Origin of the sequence: Niallia sp. NCCP-28 (assembly GCF_023168165.1) — a bacterium.
In the GTDB taxonomy this organism is placed as follows: Bacteria; Bacillota; Bacilli; order Bacillales; family Cytobacillaceae; genus Niallia.
Map to the genome: position 1 here is coordinate 583,147 of NZ_BQYJ01000001.1, position 22,067 is coordinate 605,213.

A 22,067-nucleotide genomic window follows, 5' to 3' on the forward strand; every position below is an offset into this window, starting at 1 on the left:
ATCACCCACCTCCTAAAACTGATAATTCATTATTACATCATTGAGACCATTTTGTTTATTTACTGTGTCAGTAACATTTTTTCCACTTAAATAGACATTCGTATTTTTTTGCAGTAGTTGCATCAGTAGCTGATTTTGCTTCAATGTGGCATCTAATAATTGTTGCATAACTCCATTATCACTGTCGCCAGCAACGTTGTTAGGCAATTGATTAGGACGTTTATTCCCTTGAATTTCTTTTCCAGCTAAAGCCAACAGTTTCATAGCATCTGTTCTTCGTGCTGGATCAGTAGGAATAACAAATTCAGGCCAACCGCCTTCTGCAAGTTCATAAAGTCCTGCTGTATTAACTAGACCGCCTGACTCGAATTTACGTCCGCCACTTGGCCCCCATCCACTTTTACCGTAAGGTAAATCACGTCTCCATGTTTTATTGTTAAAAAAAGCTAACAATTGATCGTAACCTGAATAGATGTTGTTATGACCGTTCACTGCGTAACTTCCAAATGTTTGCGGGATATATTGGAGCAATCCACGGGCTGGGTTATTATTTTTCATATTGATATCATTCACAGCTGAGGATTGTATAATTTTTTCATTACCGCCTGATTCACGTTGGATTTGAGCAAGAATGCCATTCACTTCGGCAGCCGTTACACTTTCTTTCATAGCCGCAGCCGCTTGAAGAATAACACTTTTCCATCTCTCAACGCCTTTTCCTGAAGGTGCGCCAACATCAAACATGCCTTTCATTTTCTCCTTAACAACATCAGTGGATTTTCCTTTAAGAAAATCTAATACTCCACTACCTAACTTTCCTAAAGCACCACTAAACCCAAAGTCAGAAAAGGAAACATTAAAGCTTTCAAAAACTTTCCCCATTAACTTTTTAGGATTGGATATATAGCTCCATACGTCACTCAAAACACTTCCATCTGAGCCTTCCACGCCATTTTTATAAGCAGGTAATCCTGTTTTTAACAATTGCATACTTTGTTTAAAAGGCAAAACCTCTGTGCCTTTTGGTAGGTTCATTAGTGTAGGTTTTCCTGGAGATAATCCAATAAAGCCATCCAAGGTTCTGAACAGTTCAGGTCCTCCGCCATCCCCTAATATTGCAGGACCACCAGGATGAAAAGGCGTTCCTTTAGCATACTGTGCTGGGCCACTTAGATTATTCACCTTTGAAGTTTCCCCGCTACTCGGATACCATTTTGGAATATCAAAATCAATTCCGATTTTCCCCATTACCCAGTTTAGTCCGTCTATTAAGCTATTAACCTTTTTAGCCAAAGCGCCTGCCATGGATCCAATACCATCAATCAAACCTTGGATGATGGCTTTTCCTGTATCTTTTAAATTAATTCCTTTAAAAAATCCAAGGATATTTTTCATGACTCCAAGTGCTGTGGATTTTATGGCTTTCCAAGCTCCACTCCAATCACCGCGCAAAACAGATAGTGCAACTTTTATAATGCCTAGAATAACTGTCATGGTATTATTTATGATCAGTTGCAAAGTAGCAAAAGCAATCTTTACAACTCCAACCACAATCGGAAAGACTATTTGGAAAGCACCTTTTATTAACCCTAATACTAATTTGATATTAGAAAGGATATTTTGATTAAAAATAAATTTAACTATCCCTAAAATTTGTTTTCCATTTTCACTCCAAAACGATTTGAGTTGAGTTAATTTCTCTTGAATAAAGGTGGTCGCAGAAGATATTATTTGAGTTATATATGGTCCTATATACCCCCATATAGAAATGGCTGTATTTTTTATATAATTCCATCCAGATAAAAGCCCATTTCGGAAGGTTTCTGAGTTTTTATAGAGTAATATAAATCCTGTTCCTAATAAGGTAAGAGCGCCGATTGTAAGACCTACAGGACCTGTTAATCCCATTAGACCCATACGAAGCCATTTTATTAAACCACCTGCTCTTAAAATGGAAGTCATCACCGGCCTTAAGGCTGCTACGATATTTCCAAATGCACCTATTACTATTCCTGCAATGGTTATCAATGGTCCTATCGCTGCCACTAATCCAGCAAAAATAAGAGATGCTGTCTGTGCTGCAGGAGATAAACCGTTAAAAAAGTTAGCCATTTTTTCAATACCGGTAGATACTTTAGGAAGAATATTTTCTGCAACAGATAAAAGAATCTCTCCGAACGGCCTAAAAGCATCGGTTGTTTCTCTCCAGGCAGATTTAAGACGTATTCCAAATGATTGCTCCATATTCTTGGACATCTTATCTACTCGTCCATCCACATCTTTGAGTTTCCCATCGATGCCGCCTAATGTATACATGGCATCCGCTTCGAGATCTTCCCACTTTGTTCCATAGAGACCAACGCCAATATTATTAGCTTTAGTCTGATCATCCATGTTTTTTAATTCTTTAATGATGACATTATGGACATCTTTTACTGTACCTTTGCCAGCCAAGAAATCTTTCCATACTTTATTCGTTCCATCTGACAATTGGACCATAGCATCGCTAGTGCTTGTTGAACCATCTTTTAGCTTTATCTGAAATTCTTTCATAACATCGTTAATGTAATCAAGATTATATACACCAGCTTTACTGCCTTTTTCTAAAAGCTGGAAATATTCTTGTGCTGAAAACCCCATTTTTCCAAATAAAGGCGCATATTCTGAAAGGTTATCAAACATCTCATTCGAGAAGTTAAGTCCATTTTGTGCCCCGTGTGCCATTAAATCAAAAGCTTTATCCGAACTAAGTCCAAACCCTTTCATCAAGTTGTTTCCGGCTCTTGTTACCTCGTTCACTTCACCGTCAAATGTTTCAGCTAAAATTAATGCTTTTTTCGTAATATCTTCTAAGTCTTCCTGATTTAATTCACTGATATTATGTCTTGTTTCAAGTAAAGCATTATCTATATCTTCCACACTTTCGCCAAATCCAGCTTTATAAAGATTCCTTGAAATATTCGTTAACTCTTTCGAATCTTTTATATTTAATCCTAAAGAGTTACTTATTTTTACTGATGAATTTTCAAATTGAGATGCTATCGCTGTTATTCCAGCACCTAAACCCAAAATAGGTAATGTTAGAGATGTTGATAGAGAAGCACCAACCTCTTTCATTTTTCCGCCTAAATCAGTAAGATGCGTCCCTACTTCATCAAATAACTGCCCCATTCGTCCCCAAGTTGATTCCGATATACGTTGTTCTTCTCTTAAATCCGCCAACTCCTGCCGAACATTATCTACATATCTCCCTAGATTATTGAGAGCAGCAACTTCATTGTTATAGGCTCTAGCAGCCTTCTCAGCCTGTTTAGATCCTTCCCCGTGTTGCTGAACCATTCTTTCGTATTCGGATCTCGCTTCCTCTGTTATTGCTGTTTGCAACTCAAGTCTTCTGTTCAATCCATCAACTTGTGTCTCATACTTTTCTATTGATCGATCAGCGCGGTCAAAAACAGACATATTCGCTCGCACTTCACTACTTAGCGTCCTCATACTATTTTTGAGCCCTTTAAGACCAGAAGTGACTCTAACGGTATCTAAATCCAACGATATGGACATTCCCTCTATTCTATCCACTATTTACCTCCCTTCTTTACACAAATAAAAAATCTTTAACCACCGAATGCAGCGATTAAAGACTTTGTCTCTTTTGGTTTATTTCTTTCTGCTAATAGCTCCAACATAAAATGAAACGGCATATTTAATATTTCATTAATGTCTTTGCCATCCTTCATTAAATCAAGGATAAGCTTATCCATATATTCCTTTTGTTTTTGTGGAGTGAAATCCTCATCTGTTAGCGATTCTTCTCCGCTAAAAACTTTTTTGTTTCATCATTTTGGCGCCCTTGTGAAACGAATAAAATTTGTTCCTGAAGTATTTCGATAGCGTCAGGTGCATGCAGGCCATTAAACAAATCTTCCTTGGTGAATTGATTGTTATATATTTTTGTAGCAACAAAATACATTAGATTCTCAAACAGTTCTTTTTCAGATTTAGCATCTGTATTGCCTTCGCTTTTCTCAATCTTTTGAACCATATCAACTGATTCATAAACAACAGAAAAAGGAATAAACACAGGAGTTAAATACTTTTTCGTAATAATTTCCCCTTCTTTTACTTCTTTCACTAATTCGATCATATTTCTTTTAAAATTCGCCATTATAATCTTCCTTTCAACTTTTATTCATGTGCATAAATAAAAAGAGCAAGCTTTATGCCTGCTCCTGAATAACCGGTCTACCTTGTTTGTTTTTATCGGATAAAAGTTCTTCTAAACGTTCTGGTTCAATTTTTTTATTCGTTGGATGTGGAAACGAATCACCTTTACGATAAATTTTATTATTATCCTGCAAATCCTTAAAATCTTGAATCACTTCATATTTAGTTTTTATCTTAGCCATTAATCACACCCCCGCTGGATCTACTGGGTAAGGTTTGCCAAAAACAGCTTGAAACAATGCATCACGGTTTGTTGTAGAACCTTTTTCATCTAAGCCAAAGATTACAGATTTAGGAACATCAAAGCCATCGACTTCTCTATCCATAAACTCTGCCGTTACTTCATCATTCCCAAATTCCACGCCATCTTCTTTTGTTGCAGCAGCAATATTATTTCGCATAAAAATACCTTTGGTAAGACCAACCCATTCCTTACTGCCATCCTCAAAGGTTTTAGCAATTACACATGCAACATATGGAGGATTATCTGAGCCACCATATGAATGCAATCCTCCAATTGTAGATTCAAGACCAAATAACACTTTTCTATCTTCAATCGGCAACTTATGAAATGCTGATGTAACGCTAATATTACCATTAGATATAGCGATTTCTGCTGTGGTATTATCTCCGTATGCACGCACAGCTTCTTGAGGCATTTCTATTTCTATACTTTGCAAAAACTTAACGCGTTCAGGATCCGTTGAAACAATATCCGCACCTGTTTCAGCTAGAACAGCATAATAAAATTCTTCTACTCCAGTTCTAGCACGATATTTTTTTTCTGGCAAAATAATCACTCCTATTTTTTATAATAAAAAAGACACATCATACAGTGTCTAAATCATCTCTATACAATTTTCCTCGATAGCGTCTGGCATCACGAAAAATATTTTCTTCGTACTCATCAATGCCGCCATTTTGGAAAAATCCTTGCTTCCACATGACTTGTTGAATACGTTCAGCTAATTTCATTGTAACAGCTCGATTTTTCGTCCACACTTCTATTTGATAAAGAGCATCATAAGTTAGCCAAGTGTTATCAGCAAAATCAGAAGGATTAGGGACATCTAATGGAACAATGATGATATATGGCGCTGCCACATTGCCACTCTCTGGATATTCATAATATTTAATTCGTCCAGATGCTTGTTCTTTAATAAAAGAATCCGCAATCAACGCATCATATATCACCTTTATAACGTCCATTAGATTCCCTCCCTTATTGCTTGTGCCACAGCTTGACGATAAGCTGTTTCAGCATTTTTCAGTGCTCTTGCAACAGCACCCTTACCTTTAGGATTAGGATTTTTAACAGTGCCCCATTCATTCAAATGAATAATCCTATATCTTTCTTTGGGCCCGCGCCAGTGAACCTTTACAGTCCGCGTGCCTTTTACCCACATAGGCTCTGATATAGTGATTTCATCGATAGAAGCACCTGTGTCTTTAAATGTTGCAAATTGCTTTTTCAATTCTTTAACAAATACTTTGGCTCCAGCTAACAATGCCTTATCACTTATACGTCGGGCTGCTTCTTGTCCTATTCGGTTTTCTATTTGCTGAATAAGCTGCGTATTTTCTCTTATCCTCATACTCATTCCGTTAACCCCGCTACAATCGTAATGAATTGTTTGTTTTGCAAATCAGGCTGCACCTGCTTTATGTTATATCGCTTATCTACATATTCAGCAGCATCAATAGAAATATAGTGCTTATTAGTAGGAATGTAATCAGCCTGTGGATCTCGAATAGTAATGGTTAAATCAGATAAGGTACCATTTGATTTAGCAGTTTCTAAATCTTTTAACCAAACATGATCCACCTGCCCCCACGCTTTATACAAGACTTGTTTTTCATCTTCTCCGGGTTCAGGTCCTTCATTAGGTTTATACTCATAAAAAGTAATTAAAGTTCGTAAATCGCCCGTATTAACCCTTGGTGGTTGATATTTAAACGGCTGCATCTGATTCACCTTCTTCGGCTAATGCAATTGATAGACCTAAGCTATTAATCTGACTTAAAAAATTATTATCAAAATATTCAAGAGCATCGTTGTAGGCATATCGCGTCCGCTCGAATACTAATTCTTTGGCGCGAATATTCTTTTCAATATCGAACGCTCCACACTTCTCCGTAATGTCAGCAACAGAAAAGGACAACAATGTTTTTAAATTGTCATCCTCACTTGAATGGGTTATTCGCATACGATCTTTAAATTCTTGCAATACCTTCAATGCGATTTCCAATCACATCAACCCCTTATGCGCCTGCTGGTTCAGTTGTAAAGCTAATATTAAGATCATAAACGAGAGCAGTTTTATTATCTTTTGGCTTACCATTAGCAAATTGCTTCATAGTGTATAAACGAGCATCTTCAATAGCTAACGTTTCATCAAATTTATTGATTTTATATCCACCAGCAATAGCAGCTAAGTAAGTATCTTTCACAAAGAACAATGCCTTACTATCAGGAATTTCTTCTGATTCAACTACTTGAATATTGTAAGGTAAAGCAGTTACCCATTGGCCATTAGCTGTTTGAATAGTATTTCGTGCTTGTACACTAATCGCGTCAATTGGATTGACCACCATAACTACTTTATTAAGTACCTTACGTGCTTTTCCTTTAGCATCTGTTGTTAAAGCCTTGATTACATCATGCAATTCGCCAGCTACAACTTCCCCATATTGAGAAGGTGCAAAAGTTAATGTGCCAGTAGACGTTTTAGTTGTAACAGCACCTGTTTCTGAATTTACATCTTTCATTAAACCAATTGGTTCATTTTGTGCAGGACCACGACCATTTACTAGACCATATTCTAAACCTACAGAATATGATTCTACTAAAACTGTACGAACATAACGCTCAACATATTCAGGTCCTAATTCAAGCATATCCTTTGGAATAACAGCAAAAGCAGTAAGTTTTAATTGACCAATTTGTTCTTCTCGGAATGATGCAGAAATTTGCCCTTTAATTTCTCCGAATAATGCACCCCAAGCATAAGATTTATTTGCATCAGAATAGATGTATCGAGTGATGGCACCCAAATCTTTTAAACCAATAGCATCCAATAATGGATGTTCAGTAACCAAATCCTCAAACACACGCTCTTGAGTTGTAATCGGCAAAATAGTATCTTCTGCAAATCCACCACTTGCGATTACTTCATTGAAGAATTTGCGCTCTGTGGATGTTAAAACATTTTGGCCACGTGCAGCTAGGATTTGTGCATCGTGAACTTCGTTTTTTGCTTCAGATGTAATTTTTTCAGTAAGATCAGTTTGTAATGCAGTAAACATTTCATCAAATGCATTTGATAATTCTTCCACACTTGAATTTTCAGCTTTCACCAAGTTCATATATGCTTGTTTTTTAGTTTCAAAGTTATCTAACCCACCAGTAAATTTAATGACCATTATTAATTACCCCCATTTTTTTATATTAAAAAAAGCGCCAAGATTTATTATTAACCGGCACTTGGTTTTGCTGATTTTTAATTTGATCTAACTCATTTTGTAATGTTTGCATATTTGCTTTTAATTGCGTGATTTCTTCGTCTTTGTTGTCTTCTACAGTTGATGATGTGGAAGTAGCAAAACCGATTTCAATTGCTTTACTTGCACTAAACCATGTTTCAGCATCAACCATGTTGCGAATTTCTTCACGCTGAACATTTGCTTTAGTCATATAAATATCGATAATTCCATCTTCTAAATTATCTAAAACATCTGCTTCTTTACGCATATCTGTTTTAGTTCCCCATACCAATGTGCTTGCTTCATGAATCATTAGCATTGACCCTAATCCCATATTAAGTTCGTCAGCTGCCATCGCAATAACAGATGCAGCAGAACATGCCCATCCATCAATATTAACAGTGACTTTTCCATCATGTTTCTTTAGACGGTTATAAATAGCAATACCGTCAAAAGCATCACCACCAGGACTATTTAAGTTAATTATAATGTCACCACTAATAGTTTTTAGTGCATTATCAATATCAGATGCTGAAACAGAATCTTCCCACCAAGAATCACCGATAATTCCGTAAATCGTGATTTCGGTATTGTTAGCAGCTTCATTGTGGAAGGTTTCAAACTTGCGTTCAACCTTTTTAAGTTGTTCAACATGAGTTTGATTTTTAAAGCTCTTTAAATATTCTTCTTTTGATATTACTCTCACTCATTCTCACCTCCTTCATCTACGCCTGTTTCAGCATAGTTCTTAGTAATATAGTGCTTATTGAGTTTAGGGTCATCCGAAGCCTCATACCCAACCTCCAATCTAATCTCATTAGCAGTAAAGGCACTGGATGCGATAAGTTTATCAATGCTTGTTGCAAGGTCGAAAATACTTTGATATGAAGGTGCTCGAACTTCTAACCAAGAACCATTAAGATAGGCTTTTTTCTCAAAAAACTTACCACATCCCTCATCTTTTATTTTCTTAAGAATCGGATTGATGGTGTACATCATATAGTTTTTCGTGATTTTTTCTACATCAGCCATATCACCACGAATCAGTGTTAAGGGAATACCTAAAGCAGTTGCTACTTGGTCGAAGAACCCACCTGTCACTTTATTGATTTCGTCCACAGACTGAATACCATTTCCGCTACCTGTGAAATGTTCTTTATATTCAAAACCTGGTTGTTCAGGAATAATCGCAACATCTTTTTCTTCAATAGCCTTGTACATCTTATTGATGAATTCCTGTAAACTTTCCAGACCTTGTTTAGTTTTAGCAGTAGTAGCATCGACTTTTACAGTTGAACGTATTTGATTTTTTCGTTTTTGTGAATTAAGCAAACGTCCAAACAAATCTCCATAATCCTTAAATAAGCTATCTATCAAAGGTGCTAGAGATTCGTTGCTGTACCGTAAATGAAATACTTCACTTTGCTTAAACACTCTCTTAAAGGTGTAATCTTTAACTGTGACATTTGAAAATGTATCTTCAAAAACAGCATATTCTACGTGATCAAAGTCATCAGCAATCAATAGATCCTCATTGTCTGTTTGAATAACGAGCACTTCGTTGTCGTAAATCAGCTTGTACATAATTTCTTGCCAAAACGTACTTGCTGTTTGATTTAAATTCGGTCGTACATTCAACCGATAGTACAACTCATTTTTGAGGAATTTTTCATTCTCTTTAATCCTAAATTCAGATTGACTAATGGTTCTTGCTAAAAAAGAAGCACATGTATCAATCGCTAGCTTTTTCATATGCAATCGATTTGTTGTATCTTGAAAAATATCAAAATCAAATATAAAGCTAGACTCACTCTTACGGTTTAAAATTAAATCCAAAAATCCCAACTTCTCACCTCCTTTTAGAAATTAATGTTAGCAAAGGCGAATGTTCCACCCACTACAATGTCATCTGCCCGATACAACCCATGAACAAATGCTTGGAAACCATCCGTTTTTCTTTTGACGGGTTCCTTTTTCTGATATTCTTTATTTCCTCGTTTATCAGTAACAACAAGTACATTATTGGTGTACCAACGCATCATTGGATTAGATCCAAATATAATTTTGTGATTTGCGAAAGCTGTTTCAATTCGTGGAGCTAATAAGCTGTGGATGGCACGCGGATTTCTGATAACTTCCACTTCGAATCCTTCCACTTCAAATAATGGTTTTAAAATCTCCATACGGAAGTTATCTGCAACGATTTTTTTTATGACATAATGCTCTCGCATTTCTACAAACCATCGGACAATAGTGTGTGGATCAATGGTCGGCGCATCAATTACAGACAATAATCCTTGTTCTTCCCACTCACGAATAGGAGCTAATTTCTTTTGATTTTTCACATTATCACTCGTCTTTTTCGAATAAGCATAATGTTTGTCTACAAATTCTTTACGTACGAATGAATGAGTTTTGAAAATATAATTTTCCTCTTCATCTCTGAACAAAAGACCGCATGCAGCGAAGTCACGAATTGAAGCATAATCCAAACACCCTATACATTCTTCATTTAGAAGTTCTGGCATTTCACGATTTGTCGCTTCGATTTCTTCCCAATTGGCTACAGACTTTTCCAAATCAACCTTAGGCAGGTTCATTCTTTTCGTCATAAATTCTTCATAGTTTGATGGATCTTCTTCCAATTCTTCATACTCTTCATAGATTGTATCGAATAGACCTTGAGCATAATCACTACGTGGTTCACATAGCATCGGATTTGCTTTTTCCCACATATCGGGGTTGTCAGCTTCTGATTCATCATCCAACTTACAAATGAATGGAAAAAGAGAATTCCAACGCGCTTCACCATTAAGGACCTTCATAGCTTTTTCTTTTAACTTGTCTAAGAATCCCTCACGAACATATCCATCAGTACCAATATAGAACTCTCTCGGATTCGGCTTTTTACCAAGACCAGAAATATGAACGCGCACATCTTTGTTATCTTCGTATTGATGGATTTCATCAAAGATAACAGCACCGTCACGGAGACCATCCTTGGTACCACCATTTGATGTTCTAAATGTAAAGATAGAATTTGTTTTCTTAGACACAATTTTTGTTAAAGTTGCTTTAAATGCACGTTGCAGCACTTCATGTTTCTTAACACATTTATAAGCTTCATCAACTGATGTTTTAGCTTGCTCTTCACTGTTGGCCACAATCGAAATATTATAATCTTCAATTCCGTGAAGTTCACTGATGAGGAATTTTGAAACGACTGTAATTAAACCGTTTTTCCCACCACCACGTCCAAGCATCCAAAGGAATTTACGAAAGACCACACGATTATTTTTTTTCCAAAATAAAAAGACGAATGCTATTAAGAATCTTTGAAATGCAGTTAAAGGGAAATACCACTTCTCCCCAAACGCAATACAATTCTCAATCAATTCGTCATCGAAATAAACGTCGTTATTATTCAAAATGTTCTTTTGGACAAACTTCACTAATAACAAACGTTCTTTATTTAATTTTATCTTTCCCGTTTCATACAGTTGGATATATTCATCTACATATTTTTGGCTGTTCATACTAAATCACTAGGTGTGTAGTCACCTTGTTTTCCTTCCACAGATGCAGGGGAAGGGACAAGATTTCCGTTTGTAAAATTTATGCTCTTCTCAAGTGCAATCATTTGTGAATTTAATTTAATCTTTTCGTTTATTCCTGGATGCGACTTGATAAATCGTTGCGAACCATTTTCTGTAACTATGGTTTTTCCCTCACGCTCAATGTCAGCATCAAAAGCTAAATCCAATTCCCGCAATTTAACGTATCGATTCACTTTATCGACTTCCAACAAATCATCCGTATCGATCCGCATCATTAATTGTTCTTTCAATCTTTCCAACATTTCATCCATGCGACCCCCCCTCCCCTCTATCTACACCCCTTACGTGCGCGAATTTATAAAAAACATTTGCGAGTTATTGCTGCTCACCGGTCTTCCCCCCGGTCAAAAAGCCAAAACTTTTTGACCGGGGGGTATTTACCACATTTCGTCATCCCATTTTGATTCTTTTTTCGAATTTTTTATTTTGTCGAAAGTTCGTTCGTGCTCTTCGTTGTGGCAATTGATGCAAAGTGTTTCAAGGTTGTCCAATTCGAGAGCAAACTCTGGATGAAAATAAATTTCTTTGATGTGATGTACGTTTTGTCCTTTACTTACTTTCCCTTTAAGTTTGCATTGCTGGCACTCATAGTTATCACGATTCAATGCAAGTAATCTTAGCTTCTTCCATGCTGTCGAGTTATAGAACTTCTTCTTTTGTTCTTTTGTTTTATACACGACATCAGAAGAATCCTCAACACGATCATAGTGGTTGAACCAATCCTTGATTACTTGTTTGATACGATCTTTATCTGAACGATTGCTTTGGTTTAACCTGTCCAGACATACTTTGATATCTGTATCTATCTTGATGTACTCTACATTTAAATCATTAAGCTTCTTCTTTAAATCGTTTTGGATAAAGGTAGTAATGATATAAGCTGTGCCAATGTTGCTGTCATACCTCAGCTTATCTATTATCAAGTCTCTAAAGTCCATCACATAATCAATCAGATGTTCATTGGATTCTTGATATGGCAAACCTGATAAACATTGCATAATGTCATCAAAGTCATAGAGCAAATCATTTAGCTGCCTGTTCTCTTTTGCATATGTTGTCTTACCAGAACCAGGTGCACCATAGATTACTTTAATGTTAGCCATCTAGCAACAAGTCCTTGCTCGAATCATCATTGGTTTACGAATGGTTACAAGAGAATGAATACGTTGCTTAGAATGTTTCAGTTTAGCTGCTGGATGAATAGGTTCTACATAATGAACCAATAGCAGTTCTTCTTTCAAAGACTCCCAAGTATGCATAAGTTTTTCTTGAAAGGCTTTTAGTTCTTCTTCTGTAAAAAACATTTTATAAACTTCTTCTGCCCATAGCACGTTACTCACCCTTCTTTCTATTTAATTCCTTTAACCACAATGTCTAAGCATCTCTGACAATAAAAGAAAACACTGCTTACCTTTCCGTTAATACTCTCCGTTCTAAAATCTCTATACAAATGATCGCAGTTATTCGAAGGTGTTACCTTTTTCTCTGTAACTGGTCTGTCAAGTCTGTTAGTTAAGCTTGGCTTATCCATATTACTCACCCTTTCTTTTGGTTTTATTCTTGCTGTTGGAAATTCTGAATGCATATCACTCATCCTTCCATGTATAATAAGTCTGTTATTTAAAAATAAATTGCATAAGGTGATTAACCATGTTCGAAGAAAACTATAAAGGTTTCGATACATCCATTGTTTATGATTATCGAGAATACCCTGATAAGAACGCTGGAATCTGCGATAACTGCGGCAATGCACAGTTTAAGAGCTCAATTAAGAATACGATTTTCTTACGTGAGTGTAGGAAATGCGGTATGAAGAAAAGTATTTAATTCTTTTTTCTCCATAAAAAAAGCCCTCGAAACGAGAGCTTGTCTTTAGCATATTTCACCAACCAACTTAATATAGTATGTTGAATCACAATAAAAAATAGGTTGGTGAATAGCATGTTATCAATGATTGTGTATGTTCTAAGAAAGCTTCTTCAAACCAAAAGTTCAAGCATCAATGTGCAAATTTGTATCTTTTACGTTAAGGTGAAGCAACATTAAAGAAGCAACTTAAAACAATTGTATTGGAAAATCGAACTGCGGCCAATGCAGTTCTTTTTTCTTTTCTATACACTTTATGCATGTAATTTACTTTTATGAAAAATATAAAAATAAATTACATATTGATCAGCGAACTATCTTCTTTTCTTAGCCCCACCATGCCCACGCCTTAACGTTTGCATATGCAGATTCATTATTTCTTCCATATCTCTTTTGCTAAATTCTTCTTTCTTCTTCCCCATCTTTTCTAGGTGTCTTAATTGGTCTGTTTTCAGATGATCTTTAACTTTCATATCATCACCTTCTTAATTGATTGTCAGACTTACACAATTGGCTTATTTCGCATTTTAAACAGATACATAGATAAATACCTTAGATAATAGAAAAACGCTCCTATAAAGCTAGGAACGTCTTAATCTAAATCTTCTTGAATGTCTCCAAAATCATCTCCGAATGTAAAACTAACAATCTTTATTCCAGGTGCAAATTTATGAGTAAGATCCCCATCGTATGTTTTTTTATAATAAGCTAATTTAGAATCTATATTCTCACGCTTATTAATAATTATTTCTGGTTCTGGGAATCCTGCCATCTCTATTTTTACCGCAACATAAGGCACACCCAATAACTTCGCTTGCTCAAAACAATTCTCTAAATTAGTTGCCGTTAAATTCATTATCGTTCCTTCTTTCATTTAATTTATTTTTGGCAATAAAAAAGCCGACTAGATTAAAACTAGCCAGCTCGCGTTCTCTCTTTGATTAATTTCTTGATAATATAAATTTAACACATCTAAAAGCAAATGCTCATCTTAGATTCGTGATAAAAACTTCTTAGAATCGTTTCTGTTTCGTTTTAAGTAGAAAATAAATTGAAAAAGTCAGTTCGTTTTCTCTCTCATAGCTAATCCGTTTAGTCTTAACTTCTCTTTCGTTTCTTCCGATAAAACACGCTCTTTTTTCATAGAGACTTGTTTTTCTTTTAAAACACCTTTAATTGCTATTGGTCTGTCATTCTCTGATTCTATTGTTTCCATTTGACCAATACTCATTAATTTACGGATATGTTTAGGAACTGTAGAGTAAACATTCCATTCATTCTTTTCATAATCGAATACTAGGCTTGTTTCTTGCTCTGATTTAGAATATCCCATTTTCTTTTTCCTCCTTAGGTTTGATTACTTCAACTTTCAATGCAAATGCCAATTTATAAAAGATTCTAGGTTTAAACTTCTGGTGGTAATACGATTCACTCATTCCTAACTGGTTATAAACCTCATAATCGAACAACTCTTCTTCTCCAAGATACCTAAGTATAAGGGCTTGTCTTTCTCTTGGAGATAATCGATTTACAGCCTTGCGAAAAAACTCTACATAGCTTTGACGTTTTCTTTCTTCATCTACACGTTCAATAGCTATTTGTTCTGTTGTTGAATGGAATTGATTTGAGAATACTGGCAATTCCAATGTGTACTTTGGTGTAACTTGTGGGAGTTTTTCTTCTGGTACACTCATTAAATAAAAACGATATTTTTCGATTGCTTCCTCCACAGCTATTTGAGTTAGATTACTATCTATCTCAGGAAGAAAAGACATTTGTTTCAAGACGACTCCCCCCATGTGTTATAATTAATTTGCCGATTAATTAAGAGATGGGAGAAGTCCTGTCTTTTTTTATTTGTCTTCATTTGTTTTGTAAACAACCATAATATACTCTCCATATTCAGCTGTTAAACACATTTGAACATTAATTACTTCAACGCTTTGATTTTCTCTCAACCATTTGTTTACTCCGTTTTCATCATTACAATAAACTTGTATCATTCCCCTTCACCCTTCCTTTTCATCATCTGCAAACACCATCATCTTTTTATTTGAGCCTTTACCAATAACCACAAACCCTTCTACTTCATAACTATCGTTTAAGGTATGAACAAAATATTTACCTTCTTCACGTAATTTGACGGCCAATTCATTTACCATTTCATGTGGTATTAATAAATTTTTGAATGTCCCATCCACAATTAGAGAAACTGCAATGTTATTCATATCATCATCCTTTCTGCTGCAAAGTTTTTCGAACTGTTCATTAAACTTCTTCAATTTCACATTCTGTAACATAGCTTGATTCTTTTAAAATTTTAGTAACTGCGTTTTCTGCACCTTTGCGATATTTATACACTTTTGCTAATGCGATATCATCCGTATGTCTAGGTACTACAACACATTCATTTTTGTAATAATCAATTTTTCCTGCATAATATCCATCTATATCAGAAGTACACTGAGGAATGATTTTAACTGCAAACCCCATAATTATCCGACCTTTCTAATGCACAATAGTGGTCTACACTACGCCTTTTGCCCCTTTTTCTTCCACAGTATTTGTTCTTTATATATCCTGGTTAATTCAGCATTCTCTCCACATATCCAATGGCGTGTATAATCGCTTGTGTGGTCCTTCAATGATTCATAAGACGCTTCAATACCTGTGAATATATTGGCTCTTAATCGAACCGTTACGATGTTCTCAGGAGACTTTCCATCTACTAAAAAAGTGCTGCCATAAACTGTTTCATCCGTATGAAAGAAAATACCTTGGTTATATTTGTTCAATTGCGCCTGAGCTTCATATAACAAAGTTGCCAATTCTTCTTTTTTATATTTCCGCATTAATCGTGCTACTTCTTTACTTGGCATATGATCACTCCTTAATATCCGGTGGATTGGCGTACATGATTTATTTGCATTTTTGTATAATAGGCTTGTTCAATTTGTTCCCATGTAAAACCGAGTCTATATCCTAAACCAAGAAATGCGTTGAATATATGAAGCATTTTATAAGCTCTATCCTCAATACTTCCTGTATTCATTAGTTCCGATGTTGAGTGATAAATATATCCGAAATGGTATTCCATACTTCCAATTTTCTTTTTTCGTCCGTCAATAAATCTTTCTAATTGATCTGCTCTTAATCCTAGTTCAATACACAATTCCAACCCGAAAGCTACTCCATCCACATATTCATCAAGTAAAGGATTATAAAAATCAGCATCTTCAATATCCATATAAGGAGCTCTTGCAGCTTTAGTTCTTGGATTCTGATTCTTGCTCCAAAACTTAAATCCACGCCATTCATTAGCACATTCACCTAATTCCACAAGTAAAGCTAAAATTAGTTTTTCAAAACGATCTTCACCTTGATATCCGATTCTATCTCTAAGCACTTTTTGCTTTTCAAATAATTTAGCTAAATTCATTTTAATTCCCCCATTTATTAAGATTCTCTCCCTTCCAGAAGGAAAGGAGAGTGCAGCTATTAATCTAGATCTTCTTCTTTTTCACCTTCCGCAACATCGTCCATTGATAATTGATTATCTGGAACAGTAATATTGCCGCCTTTATCAATGGAATATTCAATACCTTCATGTTCATCTTCGCCATAAAATTCCTCGATGCTCATTTGAGACTCCACAATATTTAGAGTTACATCAGAACCTGCCATTTTATAAAAGTTAAAAGATTGGTCAGATGATGTATCACCTTTAACAACAAAATCTAGAACGGTTTTTTTGCTATCCTTAGATGATTTACTAAATTCACAAGTAAGCTTTTGCTCAACTCCCTCAATCTCCAGTTCAACTACTTCACGAGTTAAATGGTTGATTTCAGATTTCTTTTCATCTTCACCTTTTACATAAAACTGAATTAACTCTTTACGGCTATCCTTAGTTTGTTTATTAAAATGTGCTTTGACTGTTAGTTGCATGGTTAATTCGCTCCTTTTATTTGGTTATATATAGTTTCAAGCTCCTTATATGTAAGCTCATAAAGTTGGCGCCCATCAGGAGTTTTGAAATATCCGAGATTAATAAGTTTGGCTTTTAAATCATCTTCTAATTGTTCAATAGTCATTTTCGCCCTACCGTTTTTCTTTTTTTCTTTTCCTTTTGCTTAGGTTGAATAATATTAATCAATACTTCTGTTTGATATGGTTCTAAAAGCATGTTCATTTCCAATTCAGAAGCATCTTTCAAAAAGTGATAACTTCTTGCAATATGGGCCATGACAAAAGCATCCCTAATGTTGTCACTTGTGTTGCTATATCCCCATAAGTCCATTAATGGTTGAATCATTTCATCCTTAGTTGCATTCCCTTTTCCTGTTGCAAACTTTTTAAGAGCATTAGGAGCAACCTCAATATAGTTAATCTTTCTTCTCAGCAAGGCCATTCTTATCCCCCAGCCGATTCCACCTAATTGAATCCCTTGTGTCGTGCTATAACCAAAGCCCTCAATCACTATGACATCATCAGGCTGTATATGACGCATAACTTCATCAATCATAGTAGCCATTCGCTTAGGGTCAACAGAGCCCACACCAGTTAATTCTTTATTTCTTAACACCTGAGCATTTTCTCCAAGAGCAACAAATCCTGTTTTGGTACTCGGGTCAATTCCCACGAACCTCATATGTGCATCCTCCTATATTGAATTCTTTTCTCTTTAGCTAGATGGATACAGGCAAGCATTACTTCATCTGGATCTCTGCCGAAATACTCACCCATTTCCCACAAGCTGATGCCTTTCTTCCACATTTGCACAATTTCTTTTAATTCACTTCTATCCCAAATGAAATTTACTTCCTCCAGCACAATCACAATGTTTCTTCTGGAATATCCCTTAGGATGATGTGATGTGTGATTTCTCTTTTTCATAGCAACATCTTTAATTCAATTTGTTCTAAAGCTTGATACACTGGAGCTAACCTTTTATCTCGTTCTTCAGCCGTTTCAGGAGGACATAAGGGACAAGGTGTTGTTCTTATGGAATAGCTATCTATCAACCGCAAAACACGTTTTCCACCGCATATGCTACACATTCTCGATTCCTCGCAATCTATGATTCAACTCTTTTTCTAAACCAGTAATATTCACCGTAAAATCGCTACACCTTTCAATGATTCGATCTGCAAGTGCAGGATCTACTCCCCTTAATTCACTGGTATTTAATTCAGACGAGATAAGAAATGGCAGCATATTGTTGTAACGGTAATTAATAACCTCATAAGTCATTTCTACCTGCCATTCTGTCGCTCTTGGCTTTTTGATCTTCCCTTGGCCAGCTTGGACCATAAAAGGTTTGAACAAATCGTCTATAAACAGGACTTCCACTTTCTTCATCCGATCTAGTTTTGATTGCAATTTATTAAAGTCATCCTTTAAATCCGTGAATCCTTCTACATAAGGGAAGTACAAAACACCAATTTGCTTTTTAGACATCAGATTATTAGATAAAGCAGTTAACAAATGGGTTTTCCCTGAGCCTGGATTGCCAAGGAGAGCCATGCTGTTTCTTTCTGTATTTCTGATTTCTCGGAAGTTCTGATAATATTCCACTGCACAATCGTAAGCATCTTTGATTACTTGCGGTTTCCCTTCTGTTAGAAAACTCTTAAACCCTTTTCGTTTAAAGGCTTCTGTTATCTCACTTGATTTTAGGATTCTGTTTGTTTTAACAGCTTTCACACAATTGCATTTCTTGGAATAGGTACTTCTCCATTCCCATGCTTGTTCTGGACCACAAATCTTGCCAGCTAAAAAATCATCTTCTAAAACCATTTCATTAGGAACTAATCTAGTTTCGATATTTCCTTTCACATTAAGGGTTTCTTCTTTCCACTCTGTATCCTTGTGTACTCGATAGATAATTAACTGCTTGTCCTTACAAACAGAGCATTTATACTTCCCTTCTTCTGACACGCCCAACTGGAGTTCCATTTGATTCGGTTTCACTCGTTCCTGTAGCCTGCTTAGTATTGTGGCTAAATCCATTGCCATACTGACCACCACCATTCCGTTTTTCTTCAAACTTCTTGTTATACTCTTGGACGGCTTCTAAGGTATACAGTTCCATATCGTGATATTTCTTGATAATGGCCTTCACATAACTTGCAGCATTTCTTGGAGCCTGTTTTCTAGCCTGCTTAATCACTTCACAAATGATTGCTTCCGGTTCTTGAAAAAACGATTCTTCACTATCTATCCAGAAGCTAAATTCTTGAATTAATATTGCTGGTGGAAATCCGAATGATTTTTCATATTCAGTAATTGGATTATGTTTCATATCAACATCCTCATTTTTCTTTTTTATCTTGTTGTTGTTATTTATATCTTTTATTTCTTTATCTTTCTTTATCTTATTAGACATGCCACTTTTGTCGTGTCTCTCTACCAAATCTGTCGTGTCTCTCGGTTCAGACATGCCATATTTGTCGTCTCTCTCCTCAAGAGACATGCCACTTTTGTCGTGTCTCTTGCTATCAGGTACGACAGATTTGTCGTGTCTGTTTTTATAAAACTTCTTAGAGTTTTTCACTTTAAAAATGTCACCATAAGGTGCTTTGGTTGCTTTTATATATCCAAATTTCTTTAACCTGACTATGTTCCTTTGGATAGTTCGTTCACTACTACCGATTTCCTCAGCAATTTCAGATAGCTTAATAGGTTTACCACCAAGAACAATGCCCCAAGTTTCTCCATCTTCATCCTTCACTTCTTTTGTGGTCTTAGCGATCATCCAGAGAAACTCCCACAAGGCATTACCTATATTTTCTTTATGCTGAGGTGAAAGGAGTCCCGTGTGTACTGGAAAATAAAAGGTTTCGGGCATTGTCTCACCTACTTCCTATAACAAATTGCCATTCCGTTATGCACATTTTTAACTTTAAGGTGCGAATAACGCTGCATATATTGCAAGATAAGCCTTTTAAGATCTTCCGTATCCTTAGCTTCCTTCCACAGTCTTTCTGGCAGGACAACATGAGTAGGAACATCATTGTCATGCATAAATCAAAGCGCCTATTTCCATCGTGTCTGAAAGCTTTTTTATGGACCTGCAATAATCACACTTCCCACAATTCACTGCTGCCACTTTCTCTTGTTTCACCTGCAAAAAACGTTCCATTTTCATTTCGATATATTCATATTCAAATCCGAAACGCGATTCATCAAAATGTAAAACAGCTTTATTAGGTGGATTTTCCTTTGTAACAGCCACAATATACGGTTTGTACATCTTTCCTGTATTTACTTCGATAACCTTTCGATATAGTGCCATTTGTAGGATGTAATCCCATGCTTCAATAAAAGATACCCAGCCATCATATTTATTGCTCCAGTACCTTTTATGAAGGTCCTGCGTGGTCTTTAAATCAGAAAAGTTAAAGCGATTATGATTAATGGAATCCACTTTTATTTTCCAAGGTGCCCCGTAAAGTTCTGCTGTATAAATGACTTCTTTTTCCCCTTGTAAAGCAAACATGGAGAATGGATCTTCAAGAATGGTTTTAATCATTTGGTCTGCTTTTTCAAAGTCAGCATATTTGTTACCACGGGAATTAAAGATAGCTTTACTATTCTTTTCAATAAAATCCCCATATGCTTCTGTACCTTCAAAAGCTACATGTACATAAGAACCCACTAGCAAAGCATTTGATTCAGCTGGCTTATATTCACCTTTCAACTTCGCCATTGTACGTGCTTCACACTCTACAAAGCTTTTAAACTGGGAAACTGACATATATTCAAGGTCAGCTTCAATCGAATGATAGTTCTCTCTGTTCAACTGGAGTTTTTTCTTCTTTGGCATCTTCTGATTTCACCTCTTCCTTAAAGGATTCAGCTAATGAGCTGCCACTTTCTTTTTTGTTAGTAGAACCTTTTTCGAACCAGTCTTCCACTTTGCTTATGCCGTCTTTTAATGAGTTGAAAATTTTAATTAAATCTAAATAATCTCTTTCAGTGAATGAATCTACGTTATAACCGAAACGTAATTCAATCATTGCTTGGGTTACACGATGATTATCTTTGAAAGCTTTGAGTGCATTTCCTATTCTGTCTTTTAAAGGACTTGTATTTTGCCCTGATAGTGTTTTGTTACATTCTTCAACTGCTTGATCTATAATGTCGCCAGGTATAACACCTAAAATGCAGGCTCTCATTCTACGTGATCCTTGGTTTGCCACTATTTCGTATATATCACGTTGATCAGTTAACTTTTGTGGACCTGATTTTTTGTCTCGAATATGTTTAACGGTAAATATCTTTTCTTGTCTAACATTAGTTTCTAGGTCCCACGCATAAGCCATGGCCACTGATTCACCGGCGCGTTGTTCCAGTTCTTTTACACCAAAGGATAAATTACCCCAGTTCTGTGCTATTACCTCAGCCAATCTTATAGATGGCCCCTCAACCTTAGTTCCTCCACGCGGATAGCTATATACTGCTTGTTCTGCTAATGCAGGACGTTTGCAGTTATCTAAAATGCGTTTCTCTGCATCAAAAATATTGCGTGGAAATTGTTTGGCCATAAAGATTTGACCTTTCACTTCCTCCATTTCACGACTGCTAGATGATTGTGCTAAAACACTTGGTTGTTGTTGCTGGTTAAATTGTTGAGATAGTTCGTTCACTTATTTTTCCTCCTTTAATTCTTCATCTAATTTCTGATACATATTTAAAAGTTCTTCATAAAACTTACTTCCGCTAAAATTACTACTATATTTTTCTAAGAAGCTATAAAACTGCTCTAACTTAGGATTTTCAGAACTATATACTGTTTTATTACCTGTGAAAAAGAATGGCAATTTATAACCTCCCCCTTGATTTTCCAAAGTATTTAACATAAAATGTGATTAC

The 22,067-nt window shown here is 35.8% G+C and carries 35 protein-coding genes; 1 reads left to right on the forward strand and 34 read right to left on the reverse strand.

Features of this window, described 5'->3' with window-relative positions; all coding sequences use genetic code 11:
- Window positions 1-12 precede the first annotated feature (12 nt).
- From NCCP28_RS02925 to NCCP28_RS03000, 16 genes are all read right to left on the reverse strand, one after another.
- The gene (locus tag NCCP28_RS02925) at window positions 13-3,579 is read right to left on the reverse strand and encodes a phage tail tape measure protein (protein WP_248559896.1); all 3,567 of its coding nucleotides are present in this window, start codon (window positions 3,577-3,579) and stop codon (window positions 13-15) included.
- 35 nt (window positions 3,580-3,614) lie between these two features.
- The gene (gpGT, locus tag NCCP28_RS02930) at window positions 3,615-3,761 is read right to left on the reverse strand and encodes a phage tail assembly chaperone GT (RefSeq protein ID WP_248559897.1); all 147 of its coding nucleotides are present in this window, start codon (window positions 3,759-3,761) and stop codon (window positions 3,615-3,617) included.
- 38 nt (window positions 3,762-3,799) lie between these two features.
- A complete protein-coding gene (gene gpG / locus NCCP28_RS02935; protein WP_248559898.1) occupies window positions 3,800-4,165 on the reverse strand; it encodes a phage tail assembly chaperone G in 366 nt (121 codons plus the stop codon).
- Between the two features lie 52 nt (window positions 4,166-4,217).
- A complete protein-coding gene (locus NCCP28_RS02940; protein ID WP_248559899.1) occupies window positions 4,218-4,406 on the reverse strand; it encodes a hypothetical protein in 189 nt (62 codons plus the stop codon).
- Window positions 4,407-4,409: 3 nt separating this feature from the next.
- Window positions 4,410-5,015, reverse strand: coding sequence for a major tail protein (locus NCCP28_RS02945; RefSeq protein WP_248559900.1), 606 nt, complete (start codon window positions 5,013-5,015; stop codon window positions 4,410-4,412).
- A 37-nt stretch (window positions 5,016-5,052) separates the two neighbouring features.
- On the reverse strand, window positions 5,053-5,433 hold the full coding sequence (locus NCCP28_RS02950) for a hypothetical protein (protein ID WP_248559901.1): 381 nt from the start codon (window positions 5,431-5,433) through the stop codon (window positions 5,053-5,055).
- Window positions 5,433-5,825, reverse strand: coding sequence for an HK97 gp10 family phage protein (locus NCCP28_RS02955; RefSeq protein ID WP_248559902.1), 393 nt, complete (start codon window positions 5,823-5,825; stop codon window positions 5,433-5,435). The genes NCCP28_RS02950 and NCCP28_RS02955 overlap by 1 nt, the downstream gene beginning before the upstream one ends.
- Complete coding sequence (locus NCCP28_RS02960; protein WP_248559903.1) at window positions 5,822-6,190, reverse strand: phage head completion protein; 369 nt, start codon at window positions 6,188-6,190, stop codon at window positions 5,822-5,824. The genes NCCP28_RS02955 and NCCP28_RS02960 overlap by 4 nt, the downstream gene beginning before the upstream one ends.
- A complete protein-coding gene (locus tag NCCP28_RS02965) occupies window positions 6,177-6,473 on the reverse strand; it encodes a phage gp6-like head-tail connector protein (protein ID WP_309296610.1) in 297 nt (98 codons plus the stop codon). The genes NCCP28_RS02960 and NCCP28_RS02965 overlap by 14 nt, the downstream gene beginning before the upstream one ends.
- A 13-nt stretch (window positions 6,474-6,486) precedes the next feature.
- Complete coding sequence (locus NCCP28_RS02970) at window positions 6,487-7,647, reverse strand: phage major capsid protein (RefSeq protein ID WP_248559904.1); 1,161 nt, start codon at window positions 7,645-7,647, stop codon at window positions 6,487-6,489.
- A gap of 25 nt (window positions 7,648-7,672) precedes the next feature.
- Complete coding sequence (locus NCCP28_RS02975; RefSeq protein WP_248559905.1) at window positions 7,673-8,413, reverse strand: head maturation protease, ClpP-related; 741 nt, start codon at window positions 8,411-8,413, stop codon at window positions 7,673-7,675.
- The gene (locus NCCP28_RS02980) at window positions 8,410-9,552 is read right to left on the reverse strand and encodes a phage portal family protein (protein WP_483870134.1); all 1,143 of its coding nucleotides are present in this window, start codon (window positions 9,550-9,552) and stop codon (window positions 8,410-8,412) included. The genes NCCP28_RS02975 and NCCP28_RS02980 overlap by 4 nt, the downstream gene beginning before the upstream one ends.
- A gap of 14 nt (window positions 9,553-9,566) precedes the next feature.
- Window positions 9,567-11,243 (reverse strand): terminase TerL endonuclease subunit, encoded by a 1,677-nt coding sequence (locus NCCP28_RS02985; RefSeq protein ID WP_248559906.1) that lies wholly within the window; start codon window positions 11,241-11,243, stop codon window positions 9,567-9,569.
- Window positions 11,240-11,575, reverse strand: coding sequence for a terminase (locus tag NCCP28_RS02990; protein WP_248559907.1), 336 nt, complete (start codon window positions 11,573-11,575; stop codon window positions 11,240-11,242). The genes NCCP28_RS02985 and NCCP28_RS02990 overlap by 4 nt, the downstream gene beginning before the upstream one ends.
- Before the next feature lie 126 nt (window positions 11,576-11,701).
- Window positions 11,702-12,001 (reverse strand): HNH endonuclease, encoded by a 300-nt coding sequence (locus NCCP28_RS02995; protein ID WP_248560281.1) that lies wholly within the window; start codon window positions 11,999-12,001, stop codon window positions 11,702-11,704.
- Between the two features lie 426 nt (window positions 12,002-12,427).
- Window positions 12,428-12,664: a hypothetical protein gene (locus NCCP28_RS03000; RefSeq protein WP_248559908.1), complete on the reverse strand. Its 237-nt coding sequence runs from the start codon at window positions 12,662-12,664 to the stop codon at window positions 12,428-12,430.
- A gap of 310 nt (window positions 12,665-12,974) precedes the next feature.
- On the opposite strand from NCCP28_RS03000, the gene NCCP28_RS03005 reads away from it, so the two are divergent.
- Window positions 12,975-13,151, forward strand: coding sequence for a DUF8096 family protein (locus tag NCCP28_RS03005; protein WP_248559909.1), 177 nt, complete (start codon window positions 12,975-12,977; stop codon window positions 13,149-13,151).
- 353 nt (window positions 13,152-13,504) lie between these two features.
- Here the strand turns inward: NCCP28_RS03005 and NCCP28_RS03010 are convergent, their stop codons facing one another.
- The 18 genes from NCCP28_RS03010 to NCCP28_RS03095 all read right to left on the reverse strand — a co-directional run bounded on the left by NCCP28_RS03010 (window position 13,505) and on the right by NCCP28_RS03095 (window position 22,015).
- Entirely contained in the window at window positions 13,505-13,663 is a 159-nt protein-coding gene (locus NCCP28_RS03010) for a hypothetical protein (RefSeq protein WP_248559910.1), read from the reverse strand.
- Window positions 13,664-13,782: 119 nt separating this feature from the next.
- Entirely contained in the window at window positions 13,783-14,046 is a 264-nt protein-coding gene (locus NCCP28_RS03015) for a hypothetical protein (protein WP_248559911.1), read from the reverse strand.
- A 204-nt stretch (window positions 14,047-14,250) separates the two neighbouring features.
- Window positions 14,251-14,523, reverse strand: coding sequence for a hypothetical protein (locus NCCP28_RS03020; protein ID WP_248559912.1), 273 nt, complete (start codon window positions 14,521-14,523; stop codon window positions 14,251-14,253).
- A complete protein-coding gene (locus NCCP28_RS03025; protein ID WP_248560282.1) occupies window positions 14,510-14,965 on the reverse strand; it encodes an ArpU family phage packaging/lysis transcriptional regulator in 456 nt (151 codons plus the stop codon). Before NCCP28_RS03025 ends, NCCP28_RS03020 begins: the two co-directional genes overlap by 14 nt.
- Window positions 14,966-15,043: 78 nt before the next feature.
- Complete coding sequence (locus NCCP28_RS03030) at window positions 15,044-15,193, reverse strand: hypothetical protein (protein WP_248559913.1); 150 nt, start codon at window positions 15,191-15,193, stop codon at window positions 15,044-15,046.
- A gap of 6 nt (window positions 15,194-15,199) precedes the next feature.
- Window positions 15,200-15,472, reverse strand: coding sequence for a hypothetical protein (locus tag NCCP28_RS03035; RefSeq protein WP_248559914.1), 273 nt, complete (start codon window positions 15,470-15,472; stop codon window positions 15,200-15,202).
- Window positions 15,459-15,683, reverse strand: a complete 225-nt coding sequence (locus NCCP28_RS03040) for a hypothetical protein (protein ID WP_248559915.1) — start codon at window positions 15,681-15,683, stop codon at window positions 15,459-15,461. The genes NCCP28_RS03035 and NCCP28_RS03040 overlap by 14 nt, the downstream gene beginning before the upstream one ends.
- 38 nt (window positions 15,684-15,721) lie before the next feature.
- Complete coding sequence (locus NCCP28_RS03045) at window positions 15,722-16,069, reverse strand: hypothetical protein (protein WP_248559916.1); 348 nt, start codon at window positions 16,067-16,069, stop codon at window positions 15,722-15,724.
- A gap of 11 nt (window positions 16,070-16,080) precedes the next feature.
- Complete coding sequence (locus tag NCCP28_RS03050; protein WP_248559917.1) at window positions 16,081-16,629, reverse strand: dUTP diphosphatase; 549 nt, start codon at window positions 16,627-16,629, stop codon at window positions 16,081-16,083.
- 59 nt (window positions 16,630-16,688) lie between these two features.
- Entirely contained in the window at window positions 16,689-17,138 is a 450-nt protein-coding gene (locus NCCP28_RS03055; RefSeq protein WP_248559918.1) for a hypothetical protein, read from the reverse strand.
- Between the two features lie 2 nt (window positions 17,139-17,140).
- Complete coding sequence (locus NCCP28_RS03060) at window positions 17,141-17,284, reverse strand: Fur-regulated basic protein FbpA (protein ID WP_248559919.1); 144 nt, start codon at window positions 17,282-17,284, stop codon at window positions 17,141-17,143.
- The gene (locus tag NCCP28_RS03065; RefSeq protein WP_248559920.1) at window positions 17,281-17,841 is read right to left on the reverse strand and encodes a crossover junction endodeoxyribonuclease RuvC; all 561 of its coding nucleotides are present in this window, start codon (window positions 17,839-17,841) and stop codon (window positions 17,281-17,283) included. The genes NCCP28_RS03060 and NCCP28_RS03065 overlap by 4 nt, the downstream gene beginning before the upstream one ends.
- Entirely contained in the window at window positions 17,838-18,086 is a 249-nt protein-coding gene (locus NCCP28_RS03070; protein ID WP_248559921.1) for a helix-turn-helix domain containing protein, read from the reverse strand. Before NCCP28_RS03070 ends, NCCP28_RS03065 begins: the two co-directional genes overlap by 4 nt.
- A gap of 156 nt (window positions 18,087-18,242) precedes the next feature.
- The gene (locus NCCP28_RS03075; RefSeq protein ID WP_248560283.1) at window positions 18,243-19,148 is read right to left on the reverse strand and encodes an ATP-binding protein; all 906 of its coding nucleotides are present in this window, start codon (window positions 19,146-19,148) and stop codon (window positions 18,243-18,245) included.
- Window positions 19,108-20,040 carry a DnaD domain protein gene (locus NCCP28_RS03080; RefSeq protein ID WP_248559922.1) on the reverse strand — a complete coding sequence of 311 codons (933 nt, stop codon included), beginning with the start codon at window positions 20,038-20,040 and terminating at the stop codon, window positions 19,108-19,110. Before NCCP28_RS03080 ends, NCCP28_RS03075 begins: the two co-directional genes overlap by 41 nt.
- A gap of 168 nt (window positions 20,041-20,208) precedes the next feature.
- Window positions 20,209-21,018: a PD-(D/E)XK nuclease-like domain-containing protein gene (locus NCCP28_RS03085; RefSeq protein ID WP_248559923.1), complete on the reverse strand. Its 810-nt coding sequence runs from the start codon at window positions 21,016-21,018 to the stop codon at window positions 20,209-20,211.
- On the reverse strand, window positions 20,966-21,841 hold the full coding sequence (locus NCCP28_RS03090; RefSeq protein ID WP_248559924.1) for a hypothetical protein: 876 nt from the start codon (window positions 21,839-21,841) through the stop codon (window positions 20,966-20,968). Before NCCP28_RS03090 ends, NCCP28_RS03085 begins: the two co-directional genes overlap by 53 nt.
- Complete coding sequence (locus NCCP28_RS03095) at window positions 21,842-22,015, reverse strand: hypothetical protein (RefSeq protein WP_248559925.1); 174 nt, start codon at window positions 22,013-22,015, stop codon at window positions 21,842-21,844.
- Window positions 22,016-22,067: the final 52 nt, after the last annotated feature.